This window comes from Rhizobium sp. FG96 (genome assembly GCF_057808655.1).
In genome coordinates this window covers 66,099-92,187 of record NZ_JBMDIL010000003.1, presented here as the reverse complement: position 1 = coordinate 92,187, position 26,089 = coordinate 66,099, and the positions used below count along the sequence as shown (strand labels likewise).

Here is a 26,089-nt window from a genome sequence, read left to right as displayed (position 1 = left end):
AAGCCGCCGGGCTCGGAATGGTCGTAGAGCACGAAGCCGATGAGCAGCGTCAGCACGATCAGGGTCGTCAGGGCTTCCGATACGATGAGCCGTCTCATGACATGCCTCACAAATCATCCGGCGAGGGATCGCCGGCCATCTCGCGCAGTTCGGAGGCGCTGAGCGCGATCAGCGCCTCATATTGATCGCCGATCATCCTGTTGAACTTCCTGCGGGTACCGAAATCCTGCGATGACCCAAGGGTCTCCATCGTGTCGATCGTTTTCAGGATGTGATCCTTGATACCACTGGGCTCTGATGTCATCGGGTACTCGCCACCAAACGCTGCACTCAAGGCGCCGGAGCGCTCCGCGCCAGGCGGAAGCGACACGCATTGCACTGTCACTATCTATCCAAATGCCGCCAATATCACCTTGGTCCTTCGGCTTAAGCCTGAAGCCGGGTGTTCCCTATTCGGCATTCTCTACGAAGAAGTCGATGAGCGCGCGAACCGCGGGAGAGTTGCCCTTGCGCGTTGCAAAGGCGAGATAGACTTCCTCATCCGCCGGGCTCCAGTCCGGCAGGATGCGGACAAGACGGCCAGCCGCCAGATCGTCACGGCAGGTTATCTCCGGCAGCATGGCGATGCCGAGGCCCGAGCGCAGCGCGGCGAGCACCGCCGGAATGCTGCGACAGGCGAGACGCGCCCGCTTCTTGACGATCGCAACCTCCTTGTTCGGACCCGTCATCTGCCAGGTATCTTCGTCGTAGAGGCTTGTCGCCGTCAGCAGCGGAAGGTCTTCGAGCTGCGCGATCGAGGTGATCGCGCCCGCCTCCTCGATAAAGGCCGGGCTGGCGACCAAGACCGACGACGCCTTGGCCAGCCGCCGCATGACGACGCTCGACTGCGTTTCGCGTTCACGGCTTGAGCGGATTTCGAGATCGATGCCTTCGCCGACAAGGTCACTGTTGTGCTCGACACCGACGACTTGGACGGAGACCTCAGGATAGCGGCTCAGAAAATTCTGGATGGTGCGGGTCACGACGAGATCGACGAAAGGCATCGGGCATCCGAGCCGGATCAGACCCCTCGGGCGCTCCTGCGCGCTGATCACCGCATTTCGCGCATCCTCGGCGGCCTGAAGGATCGCCACGCAGCGCTCGTAAAAGTCCCGTCCGATCTCGGTGACCCGAAAATTGCGCGTCGATCGCTCGATCAGGCGGGTGCTCAGCTCGTCCTCGAGCTTCTGGACTCGGACGCTGAGCTTCGAGCGCGGAATACCAAGATTGCGGCTTGCCGCCGCGTAGCCGCCATGTGCGACGACAGCGGTGAAATACCGGATGTCGTTCAGGTCGTTTGCCGGCATTGCTGCCTCCTGTGCGTCGCGCGATGCGATAATTCCTAGAACGGCACTCCGGTAACGCATCGGAATGTCTTAGTCATCAGCGATAGATGATGCGGCGGGGGCTCGCCCGTGGCATGGAGATTGCAGTAGGTTAATAAAAACCTCGCTTTTGCGGATACCTGTCATGCTTCGACACGCATTGTCAAAATTAGCAGCCGTTTTGATGCATCTTGCATCGGTCCAGGGGACACATGCTGCCGAAAAGTGGCAGGTCTTCACCCCTCCTCCGCCGATGCCCGTCGCCGACGAGAGCGGCCTGACGGATGTGAACGGCATTCGCATGTATTATGCGATCTACGGCAAGGGCCGGGGCAATCCGATCCTCCTGGTGCACGGCGGCATGGGAACCGGGGATGTCTGGGGCTTCGAAGTGCCGCGGCTTTCTGAGCATCATGAAGTCATCGTCGCCGACAGCAGAGGCCACGGGCGTTCGACGCGCACCGATGCGCCCTATACCTATCATATGATGGCCGAAGACTATGTGGCCCTGCTCGCCAAGCTGAAGGAGCCGAAGGTCTCGCTGGTGGGATGGAGCGACGGCGCGATCATCGGCCTCGACATCGCCATGAACCATCCGGACCACCTGGCGAAACTCTTCGCCCACGCGGCCAATGTCACGCCCGACGGCCTGAACGACGACCCCGACATGACGGCGCTGACCGCCGCCGGCGCGCGCGACGAAACGGAATACAAGCGCCTGTCGCCGACGCCGGACGACTTCTCGAATTTCAAGGCGGCGATCCAAAAGCTCTGGGCCACCGAGCCCAATTACACCGCCGCCGACCTCGGCAAGATCACCGTGCCAACCGAGATCGTCGTCGGCGATCATGACGAGTTCATCCTGCCGGAACATTCCCGCTACATCGCCTCGGCCATCCCGGGCGCCAAGCTCGTCATCCTCAAGGATGTCAGCCATTTGGCGATCTACCAGGACCCCGACCAGTATATCAAAGCGGTCGAAGACTTCGTGGATGGAGACGGCGCGAGCGCGACGAACGCATCGACGCCCTGACCGGGCGATCAGCCTATCGAGCGAAATGTCTCGAAGATCAGCGCCCGCAGCCAGCGATGGACGGGATCGGCATCCATCCGCGGATGCCACGCCTGCACGATATCGAAACCCGGCATGGCAAAAGGCAGGTCGAAGGTCGCGATCTGGTCGGCAGCTGCCGATCTCAGGTAGGACTTTGGGATCGAACCGATCAGATCCGATGTCGAGGCGACCGCGATCACCGCCGGAAAGCTCGGGACGATCAGCTTGACCTCGCGGTGGGCGCCAAGCTCTGCCAAGGCCCTGTCGACAGGACTGGCAAAATCGGCCTGGGGGGAGAAGACGACATGGCCGCAGGCGGCATAGGCGCCGACAGTCAGCTTGCCCGCGTCAAGAATGGGGTGGCCGTGTCTGGCAACACCGACATAGCGGTCCTCAAACAGCGTCTGGCAGCGCAGCTCGCCGGCGTCGGCGGGCAAGACCCCTATATCGAGATCGACGGCCGCCTCTCGCAGGGGGTGCACGTCCTTGTCCGATCGCGGCGCGAAGCGAAGGCGGATGCCCGGCGCAGCACCGGCGACGGCAGCGCTCAAGGTCGCGGCGTAGAGAAGCACGAAGGCCTCGTTGGCGCGGATGGTGAAGTCGCGGCTGATCTCGCGGATATCAAGCGTTGCCGCCGGGCTCAACACTCTGACTACAGCCTCTTTCAGCGCGTGGACGTCTGCGGCGATGGCGAGAGCATGCGGGGTGGCGACCATGCCGCGACCGGCGGGCACCAGGATCGGATCGCGCAGCGCGGTTCGCAGGCGCGACAGCGTTCTGCTCATTGCGGAGGTGCTGAGGTTCATCCGGCGTGCGGCGGCCGAGACGCTCTGCTCCTGCAGCAGGGCATCCAGGGCGACCAGCAGATTGAGATCGACTTCCGTCATGGCTGGACGATATTGATGAATGGCGTTTGATGCAACGGTACTTTTACTTCGTTGCGTCTGGCGCAACTCGTCCGCAGAGCGTAGCTATCGGGCATGGAAACCAAAGGGAGTGTCCTGATGTCCCTCGCTTCAACAATGCCCGTCGCCGATGAGCCCGGCCTGAAGTCGGCGCGCAGCCGGATTGCCGTCGCGCTGATCCTGTCGACCATCGTTCTCGTCGTCCTCGACGGCGCAATCGCTAATGTCGCCCTGCCGTCGATCGCGCTGTCGATGAAGGCCGATGCCGGCAGCACCGTCTGGGTCGTTTCGGCCTATCAGCTGGCCGTGCTTGTCGCCATTCTGCCCTGCGAGGCGCTCGGAGAAATCTACGGCGCCCGACGGGTCTTCCTTGCCGGTGTCGCGCTGTTTACCGCAGCCTCGGCGGCCTGCGCCCTTGCCGGCAATCTGCCCGTTCTGGTCGTTGCCCGCTTCGCGCAGGGCCTCGGCGGCGGCGCGATCATGGCGCTTGCGATGATGAACCTGCGCGCCGTCGTGCCCGAGCGAGCGCTTGGGCCGATCATCGGCGTCAACGCCATGGTTATCGCCATCTCGGCGGCTGCCGGCCCCGGCATTGCCGGTGCGATCCTCTCTGTGACCCAATGGCCGTGGCTCTTTGCCGTCAACCTGCCGCTCGGCGCCATCGTGCTGATCGGTGGGCGGCTGCTTGGGAAGATGGAGCGCGCCGATCGCCCGCTGAACACCAGGGCGCTGCTCCTGAACACACTGATGTTCATCCTGTTCTTCTGCGGCACCGAACGGATCGCCACCGCGCCGGTTACCGGCATTGCCCTGATCGCCGCCGCACTCGCCTGCCTTGCCGCCCTGCTGCGTCTCGAACGCGGAAGCCGCACGCCGATCATCCCGACCGATCTTCTGGCGGAACCGGCCTTTCGCGTTGCCGTCATCGCCTCGGTCTGCTGTTTTAGCGGTCAGATGCTGAGCTACATCGCCCTGCCCTTCTACCTGCAGCACAGCTATCGGATGTCCCCGGTTCTCGCCGGCCTCTACATGATGCCCTGGCCGATCGCGACCGCCATCATTGCGCCGATTTCCGGCCGCCTCGCCAACCGAGTCAAGACGGCCTGGCTCTGCGCCACCGGCGGCGCTCTTCTGGCGCTCGGTCTTCTGATCATCGGCTTTGCGCCATCGGACCCGCATGCCATCGCGTTCCTCACGGGCACTGTGATTTCCGGCTTCGGCTTCGGATTGTTTCAGACCCCGAACAACCGGATCCTGCTGTTGTCGGCACCGAAGGCCCGGAGCGGCGCGGCTGGCGCCATGCAGGGCACGGCACGGCTTCTCGGTCAGACTTTGGGCGGGATTTCGATGTCGATCATCTTCACGCTGCTGCCGATATCGATTGCGCTCGAAACGGCAATCCTCACGGCCAGCGCCTGCGCTGCCGTGGCAAGTCTGGTGAGCCTCAGCCGTGGACGGTATGAAGTGGCGGGGAAAGCGTAAACAGCGCCGGAGCGGCGGCGTCGGGGATCAGTGCAATCCCGGCGCCCCAGTTACCTTCCAGGAACCATCGGCGGGGCAGGCAACACCGTCGAATCGCGTCGTGCCTTCCAGGCTTTGGCTGCTCGTCACGAACCGCCGGCATCCGTCCGGACCATCGCCTGCAGCGTCGATCTTTTCGATAACACCGGCACTGCCCGTCGAAGGATTGGCCCAGGCCAGGGTACTCGCACCGACTGGCGCATTGCCGACAGCATCGGCGATAACCGACTGATCCGTCATCGGAGCCGGCTTCGGCACGGAAGACGTGACCGCCACTGTTTCCAGCGGCTCGGTATGCGAACACGCTGCCAGCGGCAGCAGGAGCATCAGGCAGGCAAGGAGCGGCGCAATCGGCTTTTCTGTCATGGAGTCATCCAGTTTCAAAAGTGCCTCTGACACAGCAATGTGTTCAGAAGCGGGCCACTTCGTCGATCCCATGCCGCCATGGTTAGTATGGTCTTAATGTCTGCTGCTACCGCAGGTCAATATGGCGGGAGCAGTTCTTCAAGTGCTTGTAGTGGCGCCGAATTCCCCGATCGGCGTTGGCGATCGCAGCAACCTCCCCTTCGGCATCCCGATAAAAAGATTCGATCGCGCCGCCAGAGGTGCTATCTACGTCGCGGGCGCGCTTCAGGAGCGGCCGTTTGTCAGGACGCTTGTGGGAGGCAGTCCTGACGGAGGAGAGTTTTCGTTTTTGGCCGCGATAAATTGCGGTCGTTCCCTCTATGCTCAACGAGGTCCAGATTTCATGAAAACCTATACTGTCAAGAACACGTCGCTCAGCGTTTCCAGCGTCATCCTCGGCCTGATGCGCATCGCCGAGATGACCGATGCGGAGATTCGCGGGCTGTTCGATGCCGCGGTCGAGGCTGGTGTCACCGTCATCGACCATGCCGATATCTACGGCGGCGAGCGCCACCGCTGCGAGAAGCGCTTCGGCGAGGCCGTGAAACTGTCGGCGGCCGATCGTTCGCGGATCAGCATCCAGAGCAAGGTCGGCATCCGCCGCGGCTGGTTCGACTTTTCGCGCGAACATATCCTGCAGTCGGTCGACGGCTCGCTTGCCGCGCTGAAGACCGATTATCTCGACGTGCTGCTGCTCCACCGCCCGGATACGCTGGTCGAGCCGGAAGAAGTGGCCGATGCCTTCGAGACGCTGCACAAGGCCGGCAAGGTGAAGCATTTCGGCGTTTCCAACCACACGCCGGGCCAGATCGAGCTCCTGAAGACTGCGGTCACGCAGCCGCTGCTGTTCAACCAGGTCCAGCTCAGCATCACCCATGCCAATCTGATCGCCCAGGGCGTCGCCGCCAACATGGTCGGTCTCGACCAGTCGATCTCGCGCGATGTCGGCCTTCTCGATTATTCCCGCCTCAACGGCATGATGCTGCAGGCATGGTCGCCCTTCCAGAAGGGCGTCTTTATCGGCGATCGCAAGGACTTTGCCGAGCTCAACGACGTGCTCGACGAGCTGGCCGCCAAATACGGCGTGACGCCGACCGGCATCGCGGTCGCCTGGATCACCCGTCATCCGGCCAATATCCAGGTCGTGCTCGGCACCACCAAGGCCGCGCGCGTTCGCGAAAGCGTTGCAGGTTCGGATGTCGATCTGACCCGCGAAGAATGGTACCGCCTGTTCCGCGCTGCCGGCAACAAGGTGCCGTAAGATCGGGTGATCCCGTGTCAGCGATGCCCTTTGCGGGGCATCGCTGCAATCAATCCAGCCGCTGCAGGGCGCTGCCGAGATCGCCGAGCCGGGCGAGCAGCAACGCCATCTCGTCGGTATGATCCTGTGAGAGGCGGCCGACGGAGCCGCTGCGCTCCCAGAGCCGCTGCAGCCGCTGGCTGAGACCCGCCGCGTCCCGCATCATCTGCAGGATCGCCTCGCGGTTCTCCCAGGTGGTGACCACCGCTGGCGGGATCTCGTCATATTGTCCGTAAAGCTGCTCGTCTAATCTCAGCATGATGGATCCTATCGTCGAACGGCCGGCGCTGTGCGCGGGGCGGAAAACTGCCGGGACAAATTCTTGAGCAATTCCAGAAGGCAGGGACGGGCCGAGCGGTAGAAGATCAGCTGTCCTTCGCGGCGTGTGGTGACGAGATCGGCCTGCCGCAACCGGTCCAGATGCTGCGACAGCGACGACTGGCCCATGCCGAGCTGTTCCGCCAGATCGCAGACACTCATCTCTTCTTCGTTGAGGATCGCCAGGATTTCCAGTCGCTTGGGGTTACCCATTGCCAGCAAACGCATGGCATACGCCTGGATCATTTCTCGATCGGCCATCGGCAATCGCATCCGTCAACGGTTGATTGAAACAAACGCATGAAAAAACGGGGCGGCCGTCTACCAGCTTGGGGTTGCGCAGGTGGACGGCCGGCGACTGCTGCCGCGGCAAAGCAAGCATTTCAGAATCGCATCTCTAATAAATGGGAATTTTTCCCATATGTCAATTAGCAGACGCTTCCGCAAGCGTCTCAATCAGGCGCTGGTCCAGGGGGGCCTGACGGCGGACCGCCCGGCCCGCCGAAGCCACCGGGTCCGCCAAAACCGCCCGGGGGATGACCGACACCACCCGGCGGGGGGCCACCCGGAGGCGGACCACCAGGCGGTGGGCCGCTACCGGGTCCAGGTCCGAAACCAGGACCATTGAACTGCGAACCGTCGAAGGGACGCCCGTCAGGCGGCGGACCACCGGGTTGACCATTCGGACCCGGACCTCCGGAGGGACCGAAATCCGTCCGCATGCCGTTGCGGGGATCCATCAGCCGCCCGCCATCGCGCACGGCGATATCGGCAAAGGCATGACCACCGGGACCGAAGCGCATCGGCCCTCGCGGCGGGAAACGGCCGATCCCGAGCACGAGCGAACTGCTGCCCTGCCGGCCATAGGTCTCGACATTGACGATGCCGCGTTTCAGCCCGGGGACAAGAGGCTCGACGGCGACCGTCGAGACAGCCGTCAAGCCGGCTATAGTCTGGAAGCGCACCAGGGCCGCACGGCCAACAATCCCGAAGTAGCGCGGCCCGAGTGAAAGACCGCCGATCGCAACGCCGGCGCCTCTCGGCTCGGCGACACCGCGTACATGCTGTCCGGAGCCCGCCGGGCGCGGCTCGATCCGCCGCGCGACGATCTTGCCGTCAGGCTTGCGGATGCCGAAGACCGCAACGACATCGCCGACCTTCAGCGAACCCGTGTCGAGCCCGTCGGTCGCAACCCGCTGATGCAGGATCGATAGGCTCCTGGAGCCGATCCGGTCGATGCGGCCCTGTACCTCGCTGGTGATGCTGATCCGCCGTGCCCGGCGTCCGTCGAGGAGGACGCGCACGACATGGCCGATCTGCATCTCCCGTGTCGAAACCCGCTTGCCGTCGATCGTGACGGGCGTCCTGCGGGTAAAGGGGATGTGGACGTCGTTGACGATGATCGAGCCGAAGCCCTGGATCGTGCCGACGATGCCCGTGCCGCCGATGCCGTGGTCCTCGTTCTCACCGCCATGAACGGAAAGTCCGGAGCCGCCGATCCCATGGTCGCCGTTACCGCTATTGCTGCCGCCGCTCTTGCCACGGGCGTCGGCAGGCAGGGCACCGAAGAGCTGCAGCGCGACGCTGCCGAGCAGGAGCTGACGTCTGGAAAGCATGGGAGGCGTCATGGCTTGCCCTCCCCGGCTCCGGTGGAGGCATCAGGCGCGACGGTCTCGTTCATCACGTAGACGCCGGTGATCCAGCGGCCGTCGCCACCCGGATCCTGCTGTACCAGCTGGTGAGCGATCTTGTTGAGTTTCAGGAGCATCGCCATCGTCTCTTCCCGCGCCATACCGTCGAGTCGCGCGGCAAGCTCCGGCGAAATCCGGTCGTAGTGAACAGCGCGCTCCAGATGCGGCGGGCTGTCGCTCAGGACGTTGGTGACGGCCGCAAGCGCGTGGTCATGCAGGTTGCGGGTGAAATAGTGGCGGCGGGCATCGTCGGCAGCGCTCGGCACCACGGAGGCGACATCGAGCGTCACCCGGCCCTCGGCGTCGATTAGTGCGGTGCCGCGGTCGAGCCATTCGTCGAGCACGGCGCGCGGGTGGACGTCACGCGTCACCTCGGTGACGAGCCGTTCGAAGGATGGGGCATCGTCGGGCGCGGTACGCGGCAGCGGCAGCGGCTTGCCGTTTTCGTCGCAATAGGTCGGGTCGGCGAGCCAGCGGGCAATGACACGGCCGGTCTGCGAGACGGCCGGCGGCAGCGCCGCCTCGGAGAGCTGCTCACCGCGCAGGCGGCTGACATCCTTGCGGTGGATGCCGGTCAGAAGCGAGATGCGGCTATCCGTCTGCTGCTTGTTGGCAAGCGCAAAGTCATTCTCCGCCACTTCGATGTAAAGCCTTCTCAGCACCGCCGAAAAAGCCGGAAAGCCGAGCCCGGACGACAGCGCGAGCTTGACCAGCGGCCGGAGCACGCGGATCAGCATGGCCTGCAGGTTCTCCTCGGAGAACGGACGTTTCGCGCGCGGCGTCGGCATCGGATATACCCGGTCTAGCAAGGCCGCCGACCACTGTAACGGGCTGACGGCCATCGATATGCCGTAAGCGAAACCATGCGCTGCCGCAACGCCCCGGCCCTGGCCGGAAAGGCTGCCAATAAGGCCATAACCGGCCGGAGGGACGCACCGCTAAGACACCCCTCCGGCCGGCCTTCAGCCGACGCGCCGGATATCATCTCTTGCTGAAACAAGGACATAACAGGCGCGCCGCCATCAGTGAACGGTGCTATTTTCGGTGCTGCCGCCGCCGCCCTGCAGCCCCTCGCCGCTCCAGTCGATCAGCCGGTCGAGCCGCGCGATCTTGTGGAAAACCTGGAAGACATCGAAGGTCTGGCCGAGCTGGATGTTCTCGGCCAGCAATTCGCAGAGGTCGAAGATCTCCTGCGGCGTCTCCGCCATCTCGACGCCATCGTCGGTGAAGATGCCGGAACGCGGCCAGGCCCGCTCCTGCTTTGCGTCGCGCTTGGTACCGATGACGGGGATGGTATCGACGATATTGGAGGCGAGCTGGAAGGAGAGTTCGGTCATATAGGCCTGGCGCGACGTCATCGAGCGTGCCGCGTCCAGGATCGAGGTTCGGGGTTTCGGCAGGCTCATCAGCGCCTCTCAGAGATAGTTGACGAGGCTCAGCTGCTGCAGCTTGGAGACCAGCGTATAGGCGGTCTCCAGCTGCGTCTGCAGCTGATTGACGAGGGTCGAGGCCTCATAGACATCGACGCCCTGCAGATCGACGAGGTTGCCCTGATAGAGCGTCGAGCGCACATCGAGCGCGTCGTTCGCCTTCTCCAGCCGCTCCTGCGACAGGCCGAGCTGGCTCTGTTGCGTGACGATCCCGCTGGTCGCCTGCGAGGCGTAGCTGATCGCCTTGGAGGCCACTGCACTCTTGGCGTCGGCGCCGAGATCCTGGCCAAACAGCGAGGAAATGACGACTGAGGCGAGCGCCAGGTAGCGCATTCCCTCCGAGTTGGCGCTGGTCGAAGACGAGATCGTCTCGTTCTCGCTGATGCGGCTCGTCATGCTGTTGCTCGACGCCGTCGACCAGCCATTCGCCGGATCGGTCCAGGCGCTTTCGGAGAACATCGGCTCGATCGTGCCGGTGATGAAGCTGGTGATCTCGTCGCCGGAGAGCTCGTTGACCGGCTTGCCGAGGCTCGTGGCATAGTCACTGAGCGCTGAAGTGATCGCCGCCGTCACCGTTGCCGACTGGTCGGTCAGCGGCGTTTCGTCGATATTCGTCCCGGCGAAGACGAACTCGCCGTTGACGGAGGTATTGGCCGTCGAGATCAGCTGCGACAGCGTATCGTTGGCCGCCTGCAGGGCGACCGCGACGCTGGTGGAATCTTGCCCGGCCTGCAGCGCCGTCAGGTTCGAGACCAGCGTATCGCCGGCATCCTTGAGGCTGGAGAGCGCCGTCTGTGACGCGTCCATGCGCAGCCCGACGATCGAGTTGCTCGCCGTCAGCGCATCGGTGAGGCTGATAGCATTGGTCAGGTTGACGGACTTGGCAGCGCCCGACCCGAGCGACACGCCGATATCGCTGTAGACGCCAGTTGCCGCTTCCGTCGAGGCCTGCAGCAGTTTGGTCTGCGACTGGCTGATCGTCAGCCTGAGCGTGCTTTGCATGGCGGATGAAGAGACGAAGGATGCTTTCATGGTGATCAGCTCGCAATGTCGAGCAGCGACTGAAGCATCTCGTCGATGACGTTCAGGATCTTGGTCGCCGCCTTGTAGGATTGTTCGATGTCGAGGAGCAGCGTCAGCTCCTCGTCCAGATTGACGCCCGTCTCGTTCGAATAGGCCTCGTCGGAGCGCGATAGCGCCGCCGTGGTATTCTCCGAAGCGGTCGTCGCGCCGCTGCGATATTCTTCCAGCCAGCCGATCGAGGCGCTGGCATAGTCCATCAGGCTCTGGCTGGTGGAGAGCCCGGCGTCGGAGGAGAAGTCCCGCTTCGCCGATAGCGCCTGGTATAGGCTGTCGAGATTGTCGGTGAAGCCTGCGTCGTCGGAGCTATTGAGGTCGGTGATGCCGCTGATATTGCCGTCGCGCAGCTTCATCGCATCGCCGCCCTGGCTGGTGATGACGGCGGTGTTGATCGAAATCGTCGCGGCGATCCCGGTCGTATCGTCGCTTGCCGACGGTGTGCCGCCTGCTGCGCCCGATGACGTCGTCCAGGTGAAGAGACCCGGCGCACTCGATGTGCCGTCGCTTTCCGAAAAGATCTGCACCAGCGATTTGGCGATCTCGTCGAGCTGCGCCTGGAAGGTCGGCGCCACCTCGTCGCGGAGCTGTAGCAGAGCCTGCAGGCTGCCATTGGCATCGGTGGTCGACCCCTCGCCCGCCGTCAGCGCCACGCCGTCGATATAGACGGCATTCCCCTCGGTTCCCGCCACATAGGTAGAGGTCGGCGAGAAGATGACGCTGCGCGGGATCGTCTCGAACAGCACCGTGCCGTCGGACGTATAGAGCGCCATGTCGTTGTTGCTGCGGGTCACCGAGGTGACGCCGACGATCGAGGAGATCTGCTTCAGCAGCTTCTCGCGCTCATCGAGCGCCGAAGACGTATCGGTCCCGGTGGCGGTCGCGGCCTTGACCGCATTGTTGGCGGTCTCGAACTGCGACAGCAGGCTGTTCAGCGTATCGACCTGTGAGGCGATCTCGGCATCCGCATCGGCGCGGACGGACTGCACGCCGTCGCTTGCCGTGTTCAGCGAGTTCGCCAGATCCTGCGCCGCCGTCACGGCCGACTGTGCCGTGATGGAGCTGCTCGGCGACGTGGCAAAGGTCTGCATCGCCTGCTGGAAGGCGCTGAGATAGGTGCTCGGCGACGTCTCGTAGTCGTTGCCGCCGACCAGCGACTTCAGGCTTTCCAGACCGCTGAGCAGCGTCTGCTGGGCGCTGTCCTTCGAGTTCGACTGCAGATATTGCGTCAGCAGCGCATCTTCCTGCGCCCGGCTGATGGTGACGACCTGGGCTCCGGCAAGCGAAGTGGTGACCGATGCCTGGCGGCGCACATAGTCGGAATTGCCGACATTGGCGATGTTGGTCGAGACGATGCTGCTCTGCTTCGCCGTGGTGTTGAAGATGCTCTGGACGCTGTTCAGCGCGGAGGAAAGGGTCATCGGCCAGCTCCCTTAGCGCTTAAGGTTGACCAGGACGTCCATGATGTCGGAGCCCGTCTGGAAGACCTTGGAATTGGCGGTGTAGCTGCGCTGCGCCTCGATCATCTCGGTCAGCTCACCGGCGAGATCGACATTCGAGCTCTCAAGCGCGCCGGACTGGATCGAGCCCAGTCCGTTCGACTGCGGGAAACCGGTGACGGTGACGCCGGACATGCCGTTCGCCGAATAGACGTTGCCGCTGAGGAGCGTCAGGTTGTCGGGGCTGGCAACGGTCGCGAGCGGGATCTGGTAGAGCGCCTTGCTGGTGCCGTTGGCATAGGACACCGAGACGACGCCGGCAGTGCTGATCGAGACCGAGCTGACGGCGCTTGCCGCCTGACCATCGGCGGAGCCGGTCGCCGAGAAATCCGACGACAGCTGGGTGAAGCCGGAATAGTCCATGGTGATCGTCTTGCCGGTGGTGGGATCGACGATGTCGGTATCGGTTGCCGAAGTGAGCTTGCCATCCGCATCGAAGCTCAGCGTCGCGGTGCTGACGGCATCCGACGAATAAGGGAAGGACGTCGTGCTCCCGGTTGCGGCATCGCCGTTGCGATAGACGGCGACTTCCCAGGTACTGCCGGTGACGGCGCCGTTGGCGTCAGTCGTCACGCCCGTCTTGGTGAAGTAATAGTCGTACTGGACCGTGGCGCCGAGGCTGTCATAGGCGACCAGCGACATCTTCTTTGTGTCATCGGTCACCGAGGCGGAATTGGCGCTCGGCAACGTTGTCGTATCGCTGACCACTTCGGCAGCGGAATTCAGGTTGCCGCTGAAAGAGGCGCTGGTCGAGGCGATGGCACTGAGGCCCGACTGCGAGACATTGACCGGAACGAGACCATCGAAACCGTTGACGACGACGGCCGGCGCACCGGAATCGTAGGAGTATCCCATCAGCGTGAAACCGGCGCTGTTGACCAGATTCCCGCTGCTGTCGACCGAGAAGTCGCCGGCACGCGTCAGAACCGGCGTGCCGTCGGGGCTCTCGACGATGAAGAAGCCGTCGCCTGAAATGGCCAGATCATAGGCTGAGGTCGTGTAGGAAATATCGCCCTGCTGCGAGATCGCCTGGCGCACCGAGGTCTGCACGCCGCCGGAATTGTAATTGCCCGACGAGGACGGCAGGACCAGCGAGGAGAAGGAGGTTGATACCGACTTGTAGCCGACGGTATTGGCATTGGCGATATTGTCGGACACCGTGCTCAGGCGGTTTGCCTGTGCGTTCATGCCGGAAACTGCGGTTTTCATGCTGCCGAAGATGCTCATGATCTGATCCCTGTTCTTGGATTTTCTGGACATGCCCCGGACAAGACGGCATTCAGCGCCTGAAAAGCGCGCACGAAGGCTCACGGGCGGCCGGGCACCGGCAACCGCAAAGAGGCTGATCGTGTTGGAATGCCGCCTGATGGCGAAGGTCGCAGCGGATCATCCGCGCGTTTGGAGACCGCCCTTGCGGGACGGCAGCGCATTCAAGGGTCTCGAAATCGAGATATGGGGTCTCGCTCTCCGCGGCGGTTGCATTTTCGCCGGGAGACGGTTTATTGGACACAACGGCGCTTTCTGCTTCGAACGGCAGACGGCGCGGGAAAGCGTCACATCGGTTTGGTGCTGCGAACGGCTGTCATATGCGCTCCTCAGGGGGCAAGTTAGTCGAACAACGCATTACAGAACTAATCAGTTCTCTAATTCTGATTCGGTCAGAGGGCAACTGAATTTTCTGCGCCGGGCGCCGATCTTCAGTTTTGCCGGCCTCGCCCGGCGCTTCGCCAATGGGACTTGCGTGCATTGATGACGGCCGGCGGGAATGAGGACGAGGCACCGCGCAAGCGCGGCAGGCCCAAGGTTTCGAGCGACGACGACAAGCGCGCCAATATCGTCGAGAACGCCCGCCGCATCTTCGTCAGGAACGGCTACGCCGCCAGCACCACGGCAGTCGTCGCCACCGAAGCCGGCGTTTCCAAGCAGACGCTCTACAAGCTGTTCGAAAGTAAGGAAGAGCTCTTTGCCGCCGTCGTCGGTGCGCACCGCCGCATGATGCTAGACCTGCCGCGCGAGGCAGAAGCGATAAGCATCGCCCAGTCGCTCGAGCAGATCTTCATGATCGATATCGACGAGGAGACCGACGCCGACCGCGCCGGTCTGCTGCAGCTCGTCTTTCGCGAAGCGCCGCAATTCCCCGAACTGATCGAGATCCTGCACCGCGAAGGCGTTCTCGCCTCCCGCCGCGAGCTCTCGGCATGGCTGGACGAGCGCCGCGCCGAAGGGCGCATCCGTCTCGAGGATAGCGCGAGCGGCGCACGCATGCTGATGGACATGATCTTCGGCGGCATGGGCCCGCCGGAAGGCCGCGCCCAGGCATGGCAGGGCCGCGAGGAGCGTCTGGCGCATCTGCGCCGCTGCATCGCCGTCTTCTGCGCCGGCGTCGACGCCAGGTAGCATCCAGGCATATCAGCGCCATGGCGTTGACATAAAATACAGAACCATATAGTTCTTTAATTAAGAACCGGCGCGGGATGACTCGCATTGTCCGCGCCATGACGGGCGCCGATCTCCACACATCCAAAGCACCCCGACGTGGCCGCCCTCCGCTGGCCGCGAACGCCGATCCGCGCGCCTGCGCCAAGGAGCAGTCCATGGTCTCCACCTATGTCAGCTATCTCGCCATCGCCGGCAACCTGACCACCAGCCTCAGAAACGTCGCCTCGCAGGGCGCGGTGGCGCGCGATACCGACTACTACAAGGAGCACATCACCAAGGTCACCACGGTCGATGAGTTCATGGACGACTACAAGCTCTATTCCTATGCGATGAAGGCTTACGGTCTGGAGGACATGACCTATGCCAAGGCCTTCATGAAGAAGGTCCTGGAGAGCGATCTCAGCGATTCCTCGAGCTTCGCCAACAGCCTGAGCGATAGCCGATATGCCGAATTCGCCGCCGCCTTCAAATTCTCCGGCGAGACCGCCACCGCCCAATCCAGCACCCAGCGGGATACGCTGCTCGACGCCTACGAGGCCTCCTTCGGCGCCGAGACCGATGCGATCAGCGAGGAGACCGATTACTTCCAGGAGAAGATCGGCTCGATCACCTCGGTCGACGACCTCCTCTCGAATACCAGGCTCACCAACTTCACGCTCAAGGCCTTCGGCCTCAGCACCGAATATACCTCCACCAGTTTTCTCAGGAACGTGCTGACCAGCGACCCTGATGACCCCGACAGCTTCGTCAACCAGCTCGGCGACGACGTCTATCTCAACCTGGCGAAGGCCTTCAACTTCAACAGCGACGGCTCGGTCGATGGCGAGGCACAATCCGAGAGCCAAACCGCTCTGGTCTCCAGCGCCTACGCTGTCGGCAGCTCGACCTTCGCTTCCTCGGAGACGGGCGACGCCTATTCCACCTATTTCGCCTCGGTCATCGGCAGTATCACCTCGGTCAGCCAGCTGATGAGCGACGACAAGCTGGTGAGCTACCTGCGCACCGCCTATGGCCTTGCCGATTCCGACAACGACAACTTCATCTCCGCGTCGCTGAAGAGCGCCTCGGTTGCGACCGCGATCGGTCTCTCCGCGCTGCACGACGCCTTCAATTTCGATGAGAGCGGCAATCTCGCCGATGGCGTCAGCGCCCAGACCGCCGACCAGACCGCTTCGACGACCTCGGCCTTCACGACCGGCTATCAATCCGTGATCGCCGCTGCCAGCAGCGACGATGCGATCGAGAATTACAAGACCCGCATCGCCAGCGTCACGTCGATCGACGACTTCCTGAAGACCAATGCCAGCGATGACGACGAGGACAATGACGGGCTTCCCGAACTCTCGGCCATCGCGCTGACCGCCTTCGGCATCGATCCCTCGACCGTCTCCAAGGCCGAGTTGCGGAAGATCCTGGAAAGCGATCCGACCGACGACAAGAGCTATGTGAACCGCCTGCACGACGATCGTTTCGAGGCATTCCGCGATGCCTTCAATTTCGACAGCGAGGGTGACGTCACGGTTCCCCTGCAGGCGATGTCGTCTTCCGTGATCGACGACTTCGCCGCCTATTACAAACAGGACGCCATCCGCTATCTCACCGGAACCGAACAGACGGATGCCTCCGATGCCGCCGACACGGAGATCAGCTATTTTCGCGAGCAGATGGCGACGATCAAGACATCGAGCGAATTCCTTGCCGACGACCGCCTCGTCTCCTTCGCGCTGAAGGCCAAGGGGCTTGACCCCGACGAGGTCAGCGACGACGAGCTCAAGAAGATGTTTGCGTCGGACCTCGACGACGAAAACAGCTACATCAACGGCCTCGACGATTACCGCTACGCCGAACTCGTCGGCGCCTTCAATTTCGACAGCGACGGCAATCTGTCGGACGACCCGACGGGAACCGTCCAGCAACGCGGAGACGTCCTTGAGACCGTCGATTTCTATCTGCAGCAGACGCTGGAATCCGATCAGGGCGACAGCAATACCGGCGTCCGGCTTGCCCTCTATTTCGAGCGCAAGGCGCCCGATATTTCCAGCGCCTACGACATCCTCGGCGACAGCGCCCTCTTCGAATTCTTCACGACGAGCTTCAATCTCTCGAGCTACGTGTCCAACATGGATGTCGATAAACAGGCTGAGATGGTCGAGAATTTCATCGACCTGAAGGACCTCTCCGACCCCGACAAGGTCCAGGACCTGATCAAGCGCTTTACCGCCATGTACGACGTCGCCAATGGGACGAACGCCTCGTCACCCGCACTGTCCATATTGACCGGTTCGGCGTCGATCAGCGCCGATACGCTGCTCGCAATGGCGCAGCTGAAGACGGGATAGCCGAAGGCTTCAGTCGCTGAAGATATCGTTGAATTCCGAGTGGCCGCGATTGCCCTGATCGGGGGAGCGCCAGCCGAGCCGGTGGGAAATGTCGTTCGCGACCTGGGCAAGCTCCGGTCCGAGAAAGGCGATGCGATCGGGCGTCATGCGCAGTTCGATCGCCGAGGCGGAAATCGCGCCGATGACCTCTCCCGAGCGCCCGCGAATGGGAGCGGCGACGCAGCAGACGCCATTTTCGAGCTCCTGCAGGTCGGTCGCGTAGCCGCGCTTGCGTACGTTTTCGAGCTCGTGCAGTACCTGGTCGGTCGTTGTCAGCGTATGTTCCGTGTAGCGGACAAGCGCGCCATCGCCGAGGAGATCGCGGACCCGCTCTTCCCAGAGCCATGCGAGCATCACCTTGCCGGCCGCCGTGCAATAGAGCGGCTGGCGGGAACCGATCCGCATCACCGTTCTCGCGGTGCCGCGTCCCTCATATTGGTCGACATAGATGACCTCCTTGCCTTCCAGAATGCAGAGGCTGACGGTATCGCCGATCTCGTGGACCAGTCTCTGGACGATCGGGCCTGCGACCTGATCGATACGCATGTGCTTGGAGAAGGCGAGCCCGACCTCGAAGGCGCCAAGGCCGATCTTGAAGGTGCCGTTTTCCTGCGCGACGAAGCCGCGCTCCGAAAGCGTCGCCAGCAGGCGCGACACTGTGCTCGGCGAAAGATCAAGCTCGCGCGACAGTTCCGAGAGGCTGAGGCCGGGCGCCTTGGCCAGAATCTGCAGCACGGAAAGCCCGCGGTCCAGCGTGCGGGTGACCGGCAGGACCTCACGGGTGGGCTTGCGTCCGGGACGGTTGGAAGCTTCCTTCATATCAATCAAACGGCCGCCTGGAGTGTCCGTAACTGTTCGCACCAGCGTTCTATTTCGCCGGCTATTACCTTTTCACTTCCGGTGTAGAAAAATTCAACCCCTGCAATCTTCCTCGTCTTCACCAGGGACGATGCCGTGGCCGTGCGGCGCACGCGGGCCAGGAAGTCGTCGATGTCCTTGTTGGCGAGCTTTTCCTTCGAGCCGTACCAGGCAAGGATCGGGCATGTGATGCGCGCCAGCGCCGGCGGAACGCTCTGATAGCCGTAGAGCGACTCGTGGATACGGTCCAGATCCATGTAAGATTCGGCACTGATCGTCGCGACCTGGCGGTCGCCGCGCGTACCCCAGGGCAGCAGTTCCTTTTCCCGCCCTTCCGCGATCATCTTCGCTGCCACGGGATGCAGGTCCTGGCGCATCTTTTCGCGAAACAGCGAACCAGACGAGGCGATGATCAAGCCCGCCAGCCGCGGATCGCGGCGCTCGGCCTGATAGTAAACGACCTTCGCTCCGCCAAGACCATGCCCGGCGAGCACGACGCGGCCCGGATCCTTCGTCGCGAAGTCGATCCATGCGGCGATGTCGAGCGGGGATTCGCTGAACAGCTCCCAGGCACTGCCGCCGAGATAGGCGCCCTTGTCGGTGCGGAACCAGGTGCCAAAATCGTGGCTGCGGAGGTTCGCCGTGATGAAACGGAAGCCGCGGGCAGCGAGCTGCCTGCCGATATTGACATATTCGGCTTCCGAGAACTTCTGGTGCAGGCCGTGAAACCAGATGACCGTTTCGGCGGGCGTCGGCTGCCCCAAAGGCTGCAGCATCAGGCCCTCAAGCGTGAGGCCGTCCTCCGTCTTCACGTAAACGATCTTTTCCGTTGTTTCGTTTTTCAACCAAAGTTCCCTTATCTGGCAGGCTGTCCCAATCGAAAGTCTTTTTGTCCGGATCCGGCAAGCCGTTCCGAATCAAGAGATTATAGCGGGACGCCCGGCGAAGACCGCATAGGCCTCGGGCGCCCCGCCACAATTGCGTCAGGCGACCCGGTACTTTTCGAGCGCGGCCTCGTTCGGATCGCTCGCCATGCCGGGTACGTCAGGAATGGTCACGGTGCCGTCTTCGTTCAGATCCGGCGTGTACTTGTAGACCTGGCCCGCCATCGGGTTCAGTTCCTTGGCACCGAATTCGAGCATATGGCCGTTCGGGATGGCGCCGAGCAGCTGGATATGCGCCTGCTGGTCGCCATGCGGGCAGATGTTGAGGCCGTGGGCCTGCGCCATGCCGGCGACCTTCATGAACTCGGTAACGCCGCCCATGTAGCGGGCATCCGGCTGCAGGAAGGCGATCGCCTGCGTGGCGATCAGGTCGCGGAAGCCATGCTTGGTATATTCGTTTTCGCCGGTCGCGAGCGGAATGGAGGTGGCGCGCGAAAGCTTGATGAAGCCTTCGTAGTCATCAGGCTGAACGGCTTCCTCGAACCAGTAGATGTCATATTCCTCGACGCGCTTGGCGATGCGGATCGCGTCCGAATAGGAATAGGCGCAGTTGGCATCAATCATCAGCTTGATATCGGGACCGAGCACTTCGCGAACGGCCTTGATGCGCTCGACATCCTCGGCGATCTCGACGGCACCGATCTTCATCTTGACGGCGCGGGCGTTGTTCTTGACGTGGCCCTCCATCTCCGCCTGCAGGTCGCGCGTGCCCTTGCCCTTGCTGTAGTAGCCGCCGGCCACATAGGTCGGGATACGGTTACGGTAACCACCGAGCAGACGCCAGATCGGCAGGCCGGCAAGCTTGCCCTTGATGTCCCAGAGCGCCATGTCGATCGACGACAGCGCCTTGGTTTCCTGGCCGCGGCGACCGTAGAGCTTCGGGATCCAGAATTCCTTCCAGACCGCCTCGGTCATCGTCGGGTCCTTGCCGATCATCTTGGCGAGGAACTGCTTGCGCATGGCGTTCTCGCCGACATTGTCGCGGCCGATGCCGTAGCCGGTGACGCCGATATCGGTTTCGATCTTGGTGATCGCGATATTGACGTTCACATAGGTATGCAGGCCGTTGGTGATCGGCTGGACGCGCGGCCAGGAATAGCAGGCGACAGTCGCGTTGGTGATCTTGATCTCGCCACGCGCGGACTGGATCAGGTCATTGGCTTTTTGCGTTTCCGTAACGGCAGAATTGCTCATTATTTGCTCCATCTGAATTGCATGCTGGACTGGCTTGGGCAGCCGGGTGAACTGCGAAGCCGGTCGGGAAATTGTAAGCGGCGTCCGGCCTTCAGGCCGGGACGCAGAGGCAGTCTTCGGTCGGAAGCAGGGCGTAGGCCGTGTCCGCTGCAGGCTCATGTTCCGAGAGCACGCGCAGGTGCCCGAAAGGCGTGTCGCCGATCACCTCGTACTGGCCGCCGTGATAGAGAACCGTGCGCGGCGCAAAGCCGATCACCGAACCTGCCCGCGCACCGGCATCCTTGCTCGTCGAGAGGATGACCTTCTGCGGCCGCACGGCGATGCTCGCCTGCATGCCGACCGTCAGCTCCGCGTGGGAACGCGCGGTGATCGCCGTCCCGTCGGGCGTGGTAACGGTCGCGACCGCGGCCTCGTCCCGGCCGGAAAGGCCCGAGAGCTTGCCGCCGATGATGTTGGAACCGCCGACGAAATCGGCGACATAGACCGTTGCCGGCCGGCTGTAGATCTCGGTGGCGCTGCCCTTCTGCTCGATGCCGCCATTGTTGAGCAGCACGACCTGATCGCTGAGCGACAGTGCCTCGACCTGGTCATGGGTGACGAGGATGGTCGTCAGCTTGAAGGACTGGTGGATATCCTTGAGCCAGGACCGCGCCCGCTCGCGCAGCTGCGCATCGAGGTTCGACAGCGGCTCGTCGAGCAGCAGAAGGCGGGGCTGATAGACCAGCGCGCGGGCGATCGCCACGCGCTGCTGCTGCCCACCCGACAGCTGGTACGGATAGCGGTCGGCCAGATGCGCCAGCTCGAGGCGTTCGAGCATTTCACGCGAGCGCTTCTCGCGCTCGGCCTTGGCGATGCCCCTGAGCTTCAGCGAGAAACCCACATTCTGCAGCACCGTCATATGCGGCCAGAGCGCGTAGTTCTGGAAGACGAAGCCGATATTGCGCTTCTCGATCGGCACGTTGATCAGCTTCGACCTGGAGAACACCTCATCGGAGTAGATGCGGATATCGCCGCTTGTCGGCTGGTCGAGACCGCCGATCATGTTGAGCAGGGTCGTCTTGCCGCAGCCGCTCGGGCCGAGCAGAGAGGTGAACGAGCCGTCGGCAATGTCGAGGTCGAGCCCTTTGAGGATTTCGAGCGCGCCGTAGCTTTTTCGAATGCCTTGCAGTTTTACAGCCACGCTCATGTCAGGCCTCTCTTTTCTTGTAGTGGATGAGGATCGCGATCGGCAGCGTCAGCGCCAGCGTAATTGCCGAAAGCGCGGCGACCGGCCCGTAATTGCCCATCACGTTGAGCTGCAGCATCGTCGTGCCGATGACGGCGGTGTTCGGTCCGAACAGGAAGGATGCCGCGGCGTATTCCTTGAAGAACTGCACGAAGTAGAGCAGGAAGCAGGAAAACAGCGCCGGCCGCAGCAGCGGGAAGGTGACGGCGACATAGGAGCGCCATTCCGAACCGCCGGAGACACGGACGGCTTTTTCGAGATCGGTGGAGATCTGCTGGAAGGCCGGCGAGACCGATGCGAAGCCCGTCGGGAAATAGCGGATCACATAGGCGATCACCAGGATCAGCAGGCTGCCGCGCAGGAAGCCGCTGCCGGGAATGATCACAGTGGCGTAGAAGATGCCGATACCGACGACGAGACCGGGGATCGCCTTCGGAATGAAGGCCGTCTGCTCGGTGAACGAGCGCAGCAGGTTCGGCGAGCGGTAGGCGACGATGGTGCTGATGAAGGTGATCAGCACGGCAAGAGCGCCGCCGCCGATGGCGATGATCAGCGTGTTGTAGATGCTGTTGATATAGTCCTGATAGCCGAAGACCAGCCGGAAATTGTCGAGCGTCAGCACCTCGCTGATCGGCATGTAGGGCGACAGGAACGAGGTGAAGGATCTGAGGATCAGGAACATGCAAGGCAGGATCGCCGTCAGCATGCAGTAGACGAACATCACCGCGGCAATGACCCATCCCCACATGCCCATCGGGATCAGCGTCTGGCGCCCGGCCTTGCCGCCGATCGTGTTGTACTTGCGGGTATCGCCGAGGATGAATTTCTGCGCGTAGACGAAGAACTGCACCAGAAGCAGCATGACGATGGCGGCGGCGCTGACGAGGCCGTAATCCACCCGGGCCGATGTCAGGCCCTTGTCGTAGAGATAGGTAGAGAGCACCTCGATGCGGGCGGGCACGCCAAGAACCAGCGGAACGGCGAGCAGGTCGAGCTTCAGGACGAAGTTGAGCATCAGGCAGTAGAGCAGCGACGGCATCAGCAGCGGCACGACGACGCTGCGGATCGCCTGGAGGGGCGTTGCGCCAGCGGCGCGGGCGGCGAGCTCCAGCGTGTTCGGGATGTTCATCATCGCCGAGGAGAAATAGATGTAGCTGATCGGTGCGGCCGACACGCCGGCGAGCAGAGTGATGCCACCGAGCGAATTCAGGTTCGGCAATCCAAGGCCGGTCGCATCCTGCAGTGCCAGCGCGATGAAACCGGTCGGGCTGTACATCATCGACCAAGCGAATGCGAGGATCAGCGACGAGAGGAACATCGGCGACAGGAAGAGGAGCCGGAGCGTACGCTGGAACGGCAGGGCGAACCTGTCGAGGAAGAGCGCCGCAAGGAAACCGATCGAGGTCGAGAACAACGTGCCCAGCACCGCGATGTAGAGCGTGTTCAGCATGGCATCGGCAAATTCGGGATCGCCGAACAGATCGGTGAAATTCTTGAGGGTGTAGTTCGCGCCCTCTTCATAGAGCGCCTTGTCCAGGAAGCCCTGGTAGATGATCGGGATCATCGGCGAGACCAAGAGCACGAACAGCAGGGCTGCCCAGATGATCTTTATGATCAGCGATCGCTCGTTCAGTATTCTTCGCAGGAGACGCGAACCGCCGCCAATGGCCGGGCCGGCTGCCGCATCGTGTTCAGTGGCTAAGGTCACTTCCTCATTCCTTCAAACAGGAGGCCGGGCGGAGCCGGCCTCCATATTGGAGATGCAGTCGGCGCTTTGCCGAGTTACTTCTTCTTGATCCCGAAAGCGGCGTTGACCTTTTCGAGATATTCCGGCGGTGCGGTGATGAGGTTCTTGTCGAGCGAGGTCTGGACGATGTTCTGCTCGCCGACTTCCTTGACGATCTTGTCATAGGTGAAGTCGTAGACGCCTGCCGGGATGTCGATGCCGGAGCGGTAGGGGATCAGACCGCCGGCGCTGACGGCTTCCTGGCCCTTCTTGGAGATGATGAAGTCAACCAGCAGCTTGGCGGCATTCGGATGCTTCGTCGTCTTGGCGATCGAGTAGTAGCGGGTCGACATCACCAGACCGTCCTTCGGAAGGGCAAAGCCGATGATGCTGGCGCGCGCCGGATCGCGCAGGAAGGGCACGAGCTGGACGGCCGACAGGTCCCAGCCGGCGACATATTCACCCGTCAGGATCTTTTCGAAGACCGGGCCGCCCGAACGCTGAAGATCGGCAACTGGACCGAGGATCGAGAAGTTGGCAAGCGCCTTGTCGAGGCCGACATGGTGCAGGTAGTGCGTTTCCTGCGATTCTTTGGCCGAGGAGCCGAAGGGCTCGATCGTTGCCAGGCGCTTGGTGAACTTGCCGGGATTGGCCTGGACCAGCTTGGCCAGATCGCTGATCGACGTCGGATATTCGGATTCCTTCAGGACACGCTTGTTATAGACGATGACCGAGGGATCGACCGAGATCGTGTAGACGCCGGGAACCGGCTTCGACCAGTCCGGAACCTTCGAGGCTTCCGGCGACTCGTAGGGCACGACATTACCCTTGGCGATGAAATCGGCCCAGGCGGCGCCCGATGCTGCGAGAATGATATCGGCTTCGCTGGAGCCGGCGGCCTGTTCGGCATAATAGCGCTCGAACACTTCGGTGCCGCTGAGATCCAGCGTCTGCACCTTGATCCACGGATATTCCTTGGCGAAGGCTTCGAGGATCGGCTTCCAGTTCGGCTGCCCGACATTCGACTGCACCAGCAGCGAACCTTCAGCCTTCGAAGCCTCGACGATCTGGTTGTAGGAGCTCGGATAGTAGTCCGGCAGGGTCTGCGCCTGCGCGGCCGTCAGGCCGATCGCGACCGAAGCCGCCGAAACTGAAATTCCGAACAGAATATTTCTGAGTAGCACTGTCTCACCTCCCGATGAATGAACCTCGGGACCCACTGCCGTGGATCCATCTCCCTGAGAAAGGCTGATGAACTTGCACAGGAACGCCAGAAGGCAGCGCCCATGCTCCAGTCCTCAGAGCCTGACGGGATAAAGCTCCTGGCGTTTTAATTTGTCAATAAACAAAATAATTTATCACTAGATGACAAATTACACTAAAACGATCGAAGCCAATGATGCCATTGGCTTTTTTGTGAGCGGCAAAGACGGAAATTTTTATGTGCAGCGGGTCATCAGGCCTTGCGCCCGATCGCCGCAGTCCGGATTGGCGGCACGCACCACCGCACTTTCACGCCGGAACGAACGCAAAAAGCTCCCCGGCGGGCTGGCCGGAGAGCTTCTGAGGGAACGCCTATGCAAGGGATTGAGGAGCGTTCAAAGTGGCCCGCATCACTTGTCCGGCGGCGCGCCGATATCGCCGCTTTGCGGACCGTGCTGATATTCGGGGCTGTGAGAATGCGTCGCCTTCTCGGTGATATCCGCGCCGACATAGCCTTCCGGGCCGTAGAAGGCCACATGCGGGCCCCAATAGGCCGAGCCGTAGAGCACGAAGGCGGCGAGGATGCCGGCTGGAATGCTGCGGAACGTCTGCTTGAAGACCGGCAGGAAATGCGTCTCGCGGCTGCGGTCGGCGGCAACGGCCAGCAGGATCGCCATGATCAGTCCGTGGCCGATCAGATCGACGCGGCCGAAGGGCCATACCGCGGATGTGAAAATGACGAACAGCGCGATCGCCGAAAGCCGGCGGATCAGCGGCGTCCAGACCAGACCGAGGCCGAGCGTGAATTCCGTGACACCGGCCATCGGGATGAAGACATCGCGCGGCAGGCCGAATGTCAGGAACGGTTTCTCGACGACCAGCGGATAGAACCAGCTCGGATAGGCGAATTTCTCCAGGCTCGACCACATCAGCGCAATCGCCAGCCCCCAGCGAAGCGCTTCAAGGCGATGCGCGCGCCAGTTCTCGCGCTTTGATGGCTCCAGGATCAGATAGACGGCGACGCCGAGGCCGAGCGCCAGATAGTCGAAAAGGTGGAAGAGGTCGTAGTCGCGCAACGCCAGGATCCAGAGGGCGATGATCCCGATACCGGCGACCGGCATCGTCCGGCGCGAAAAGATCATGCCAGCGATCACCAGCTGAAGCCAGGACACCCATTCCGTCGGCGTCTTCAGATCGGGCGTCAGATAGACGCCACCGACCGCGAAGATCGCCACGAAAAACGCCCCGACGATCGCCCGGATATAATCATCCAGCCTGCGCCAGAGCGGCGCCGCGGCCCAGTCGAGCATATCGAGCGCCCGGTCTCCACAGGCACTGCGCTCGACCGCCCGCGCCAGCCCGAAAAACACCAGCACGAGGCCGATCCCGACCCAGAACCACGTATTGGCAAGCGTCGACATGACCGGCTCGGGCGGCGCTCCGACGATATAGGGCGCGAACCATTTCACATGCGCCTGCGCCGGAACCGACGCAAAGACCAGCAAACCGGCAGCACCGGCCGCCGGCAGCATTCGACTGAGCAAAAGAGGAAAGCCTG

24 protein-coding genes are annotated in these 26,089 nt (G+C 62.5%); 5 read left to right on the top strand and 19 right to left on the bottom strand.

The genetic code is table 11. The features are described 5' to 3' along the window. Positions 1-106 precede the first annotated feature (106 nt). Positions 107-304 (bottom strand): hypothetical protein, encoded by a 198-nt coding sequence (locus tag ACODR6_RS06640; protein ID WP_489021692.1) that lies wholly within the window; start codon positions 302-304, stop codon positions 107-109. A 145-nt stretch (positions 305-449) separates the two neighbouring features. Beyond that, complete coding sequence (locus ACODR6_RS06635; protein WP_130281726.1) at positions 450-1,346, bottom strand: LysR substrate-binding domain-containing protein; 897 nt, start codon at positions 1,344-1,346, stop codon at positions 450-452. A 202-nt stretch (positions 1,347-1,548) separates the two neighbouring features. On the opposite strand from ACODR6_RS06635, the gene ACODR6_RS06630 reads away from it, so the two are divergent. Beyond that, the gene (locus ACODR6_RS06630) at positions 1,549-2,397 is read left to right on the top strand and encodes an alpha/beta fold hydrolase (RefSeq protein ID WP_489021690.1); all 849 of its coding nucleotides are present in this window, start codon (positions 1,549-1,551) and stop codon (positions 2,395-2,397) included. A gap of 8 nt (positions 2,398-2,405) precedes the next feature. Here the strand turns inward: ACODR6_RS06630 and ACODR6_RS06625 are convergent, their stop codons facing one another. Continuing rightward, the gene (locus ACODR6_RS06625) at positions 2,406-3,305 is read right to left on the bottom strand and encodes a LysR family transcriptional regulator (RefSeq protein WP_489021688.1); all 900 of its coding nucleotides are present in this window, start codon (positions 3,303-3,305) and stop codon (positions 2,406-2,408) included. Positions 3,306-3,497: 192 nt separating this feature from the next. Here ACODR6_RS06625 and ACODR6_RS06620 point away from each other — a divergent pair, with 192 nt between their 5' ends. Next, positions 3,498-4,805 carry an MFS transporter gene (locus ACODR6_RS06620; protein ID WP_489022216.1) on the top strand — a complete coding sequence of 436 codons (1,308 nt, stop codon included), beginning with the start codon at positions 3,498-3,500 and terminating at the stop codon, positions 4,803-4,805. A gap of 27 nt (positions 4,806-4,832) precedes the next feature. On the opposite strand, the gene ACODR6_RS06615 is transcribed toward ACODR6_RS06620, so the two are convergent. Then, positions 4,833-5,210 carry an RT0821/Lpp0805 family surface protein gene (locus tag ACODR6_RS06615; RefSeq protein ID WP_130281731.1) on the bottom strand — a complete coding sequence of 126 codons (378 nt, stop codon included), beginning with the start codon at positions 5,208-5,210 and terminating at the stop codon, positions 4,833-4,835. Positions 5,211-5,592: 382 nt separating this feature from the next. On the opposite strand from ACODR6_RS06615, the gene ACODR6_RS06610 reads away from it, so the two are divergent. Continuing rightward, positions 5,593-6,510: an aldo/keto reductase gene (locus ACODR6_RS06610; RefSeq protein WP_489021686.1), complete on the top strand. Its 918-nt coding sequence runs from the start codon at positions 5,593-5,595 to the stop codon at positions 6,508-6,510. A gap of 49 nt (positions 6,511-6,559) precedes the next feature. On the opposite strand, the gene ACODR6_RS06605 is transcribed toward ACODR6_RS06610, so the two are convergent. The 8 genes from ACODR6_RS06605 to ACODR6_RS06570 all read right to left on the bottom strand — a co-directional run bounded on the left by ACODR6_RS06605 (position 6,560) and on the right by ACODR6_RS06570 (position 13,791). Next, positions 6,560-6,808: a hypothetical protein gene (locus ACODR6_RS06605; protein ID WP_112711280.1), complete on the bottom strand. Its 249-nt coding sequence runs from the start codon at positions 6,806-6,808 to the stop codon at positions 6,560-6,562. 8 nt (positions 6,809-6,816) lie between these two features. Continuing rightward, entirely contained in the window at positions 6,817-7,128 is a 312-nt protein-coding gene (locus tag ACODR6_RS06600; protein WP_489021683.1) for an ArsR/SmtB family transcription factor, read from the bottom strand. A 191-nt stretch (positions 7,129-7,319) separates the two neighbouring features. Further along, the gene (locus ACODR6_RS06595; RefSeq protein WP_489021681.1) at positions 7,320-8,495 is read right to left on the bottom strand and encodes a DUF5666 domain-containing protein; all 1,176 of its coding nucleotides are present in this window, start codon (positions 8,493-8,495) and stop codon (positions 7,320-7,322) included. Further along, positions 8,492-9,346: a DUF6502 family protein gene (locus tag ACODR6_RS06590; RefSeq protein WP_489021680.1), complete on the bottom strand. Its 855-nt coding sequence runs from the start codon at positions 9,344-9,346 to the stop codon at positions 8,492-8,494. The genes ACODR6_RS06595 and ACODR6_RS06590 overlap by 4 nt, the downstream gene beginning before the upstream one ends. 234 nt (positions 9,347-9,580) lie before the next feature. Then, positions 9,581-9,964: a hypothetical protein gene (locus ACODR6_RS06585; RefSeq protein ID WP_489021678.1), complete on the bottom strand. Its 384-nt coding sequence runs from the start codon at positions 9,962-9,964 to the stop codon at positions 9,581-9,583. A 9-nt stretch (positions 9,965-9,973) separates the two neighbouring features. After that, positions 9,974-11,020 (bottom strand): flagellar hook-associated family protein, encoded by a 1,047-nt coding sequence (locus ACODR6_RS06580; RefSeq protein WP_489021676.1) that lies wholly within the window; start codon positions 11,018-11,020, stop codon positions 9,974-9,976. Between the two features lie 5 nt (positions 11,021-11,025). Further along, entirely contained in the window at positions 11,026-12,486 is a 1,461-nt protein-coding gene (flgK, locus tag ACODR6_RS06575; protein WP_489021674.1) for a flagellar hook-associated protein FlgK, read from the bottom strand. Between the two features lie 12 nt (positions 12,487-12,498). Next, entirely contained in the window at positions 12,499-13,791 is a 1,293-nt protein-coding gene (locus ACODR6_RS06570; RefSeq protein ID WP_112711286.1) for a flagellar hook protein FlgE, read from the bottom strand. A gap of 522 nt (positions 13,792-14,313) precedes the next feature. Between ACODR6_RS06570 and ACODR6_RS06565 the strand changes: the two genes are divergently transcribed. Next, positions 14,314-14,961 carry a TetR/AcrR family transcriptional regulator gene (locus ACODR6_RS06565; protein WP_489021671.1) on the top strand — a complete coding sequence of 216 codons (648 nt, stop codon included), beginning with the start codon at positions 14,314-14,316 and terminating at the stop codon, positions 14,959-14,961. A gap of 197 nt (positions 14,962-15,158) precedes the next feature. Then, positions 15,159-17,342 (top strand): DUF1217 domain-containing protein, encoded by a 2,184-nt coding sequence (locus tag ACODR6_RS06560; protein WP_489022214.1) that lies wholly within the window; start codon positions 15,159-15,161, stop codon positions 17,340-17,342. A gap of 9 nt (positions 17,343-17,351) precedes the next feature. On the opposite strand, the gene ACODR6_RS06555 is transcribed toward ACODR6_RS06560, so the two are convergent. The 7 genes from ACODR6_RS06555 to ACODR6_RS06525 form a co-directional block, all read right to left on the bottom strand. Beyond that, positions 17,352-18,200 (bottom strand): IclR family transcriptional regulator, encoded by an 849-nt coding sequence (locus ACODR6_RS06555; protein WP_489022212.1) that lies wholly within the window; start codon positions 18,198-18,200, stop codon positions 17,352-17,354. A gap of 5 nt (positions 18,201-18,205) precedes the next feature. After that, positions 18,206-19,084 carry an alpha/beta hydrolase gene (locus tag ACODR6_RS06550; protein ID WP_489021669.1) on the bottom strand — a complete coding sequence of 293 codons (879 nt, stop codon included), beginning with the start codon at positions 19,082-19,084 and terminating at the stop codon, positions 18,206-18,208. Positions 19,085-19,222: 138 nt separating this feature from the next. Then, a complete protein-coding gene (locus ACODR6_RS06545) occupies positions 19,223-20,377 on the bottom strand; it encodes a mandelate racemase/muconate lactonizing enzyme family protein (RefSeq protein ID WP_203430500.1) in 1,155 nt (384 codons plus the stop codon). A gap of 91 nt (positions 20,378-20,468) precedes the next feature. After that, positions 20,469-21,563: an ABC transporter ATP-binding protein gene (locus ACODR6_RS06540; RefSeq protein ID WP_130281753.1), complete on the bottom strand. Its 1,095-nt coding sequence runs from the start codon at positions 21,561-21,563 to the stop codon at positions 20,469-20,471. A 1-nt stretch (position 21,564) separates the two neighbouring features. After that, positions 21,565-23,310: an ABC transporter permease gene (locus tag ACODR6_RS06535; RefSeq protein WP_489021666.1), complete on the bottom strand. Its 1,746-nt coding sequence runs from the start codon at positions 23,308-23,310 to the stop codon at positions 21,565-21,567. Between the two features lie 74 nt (positions 23,311-23,384). After that, entirely contained in the window at positions 23,385-24,512 is a 1,128-nt protein-coding gene (locus ACODR6_RS06530; protein WP_130281755.1) for an ABC transporter substrate-binding protein, read from the bottom strand. 429 nt (positions 24,513-24,941) lie between these two features. Beyond that, complete coding sequence (locus tag ACODR6_RS06525) at positions 24,942-26,075, bottom strand: hypothetical protein (protein WP_489021663.1); 1,134 nt, start codon at positions 26,073-26,075, stop codon at positions 24,942-24,944. Between the last annotated feature and the right edge of the window lie 14 nt (positions 26,076-26,089).

Bases quoted from the DNA above. Each gene is read 5' to 3' on its own strand.
- ACODR6_RS06545 (WP_203430500.1), bottom strand. From the start codon at position 20,377: ATGAGCAATTCTGCCGTTACGGAAACGCAAAAAGCCAATGACCTGATC.
- ACODR6_RS06565 (WP_489021671.1), top strand. From the start codon at position 14,314: ATGACGGCCGGCGGGAATGAGGACGAGGCACCGCGCAAGCGCGGCAGG.
- ACODR6_RS06630 (WP_489021690.1), top strand. From the start codon at position 1,549: ATGCATCTTGCATCGGTCCAGGGGACACATGCTGCCGAAAAGTGGCAG.
- flgK (WP_489021674.1), bottom strand. From the start codon at position 12,486: ATGACCCTTTCCTCCGCGCTGAACAGCGTCCAGAGCATCTTCAACACC.
- ACODR6_RS06640 (WP_489021692.1), bottom strand. From the start codon at position 304: ATGACATCAGAGCCCAGTGGTATCAAGGATCACATCCTGAAAACGATC.
- ACODR6_RS06615 (WP_130281731.1), bottom strand. From the start codon at position 5,210: ATGACAGAAAAGCCGATTGCGCCGCTCCTTGCCTGCCTGATGCTCCTG.
- ACODR6_RS06600 (WP_489021683.1), bottom strand. From the start codon at position 7,128: ATGGCCGATCGAGAAATGATCCAGGCGTATGCCATGCGTTTGCTGGCA.
- ACODR6_RS06625 (WP_489021688.1), bottom strand. From the start codon at position 3,305: ATGACGGAAGTCGATCTCAATCTGCTGGTCGCCCTGGATGCCCTGCTG.
- ACODR6_RS06610 (WP_489021686.1), top strand. From the start codon at position 5,593: ATGAAAACCTATACTGTCAAGAACACGTCGCTCAGCGTTTCCAGCGTC.
- ACODR6_RS06585 (WP_489021678.1), bottom strand. From the start codon at position 9,964: ATGAGCCTGCCGAAACCCCGAACCTCGATCCTGGACGCGGCACGCTCG.
- ACODR6_RS06560 (WP_489022214.1), top strand. From the start codon at position 15,159: ATGGTCTCCACCTATGTCAGCTATCTCGCCATCGCCGGCAACCTGACC.
- ACODR6_RS06605 (WP_112711280.1), bottom strand. From the start codon at position 6,808: ATGCTGAGATTAGACGAGCAGCTTTACGGACAATATGACGAGATCCCG.
- ACODR6_RS06580 (WP_489021676.1), bottom strand. From the start codon at position 11,020: ATGAAAGCATCCTTCGTCTCTTCATCCGCCATGCAAAGCACGCTCAGG.
- ACODR6_RS06570 (WP_112711286.1), bottom strand. From the start codon at position 13,791: ATGAGCATCTTCGGCAGCATGAAAACCGCAGTTTCCGGCATGAACGCA.
- ACODR6_RS06595 (WP_489021681.1), bottom strand. From the start codon at position 8,495: ATGACGCCTCCCATGCTTTCCAGACGTCAGCTCCTGCTCGGCAGCGTC.
- ACODR6_RS06540 (WP_130281753.1), bottom strand. From the start codon at position 21,563: ATGAGCGTGGCTGTAAAACTGCAAGGCATTCGAAAAAGCTACGGCGCG.
- ACODR6_RS06555 (WP_489022212.1), bottom strand. From the start codon at position 18,200: ATGAAGGAAGCTTCCAACCGTCCCGGACGCAAGCCCACCCGTGAGGTC.
- ACODR6_RS06635 (WP_130281726.1), bottom strand. From the start codon at position 1,346: ATGCCGGCAAACGACCTGAACGACATCCGGTATTTCACCGCTGTCGTC.
- ACODR6_RS06590 (WP_489021680.1), bottom strand. From the start codon at position 9,346: ATGCCGACGCCGCGCGCGAAACGTCCGTTCTCCGAGGAGAACCTGCAG.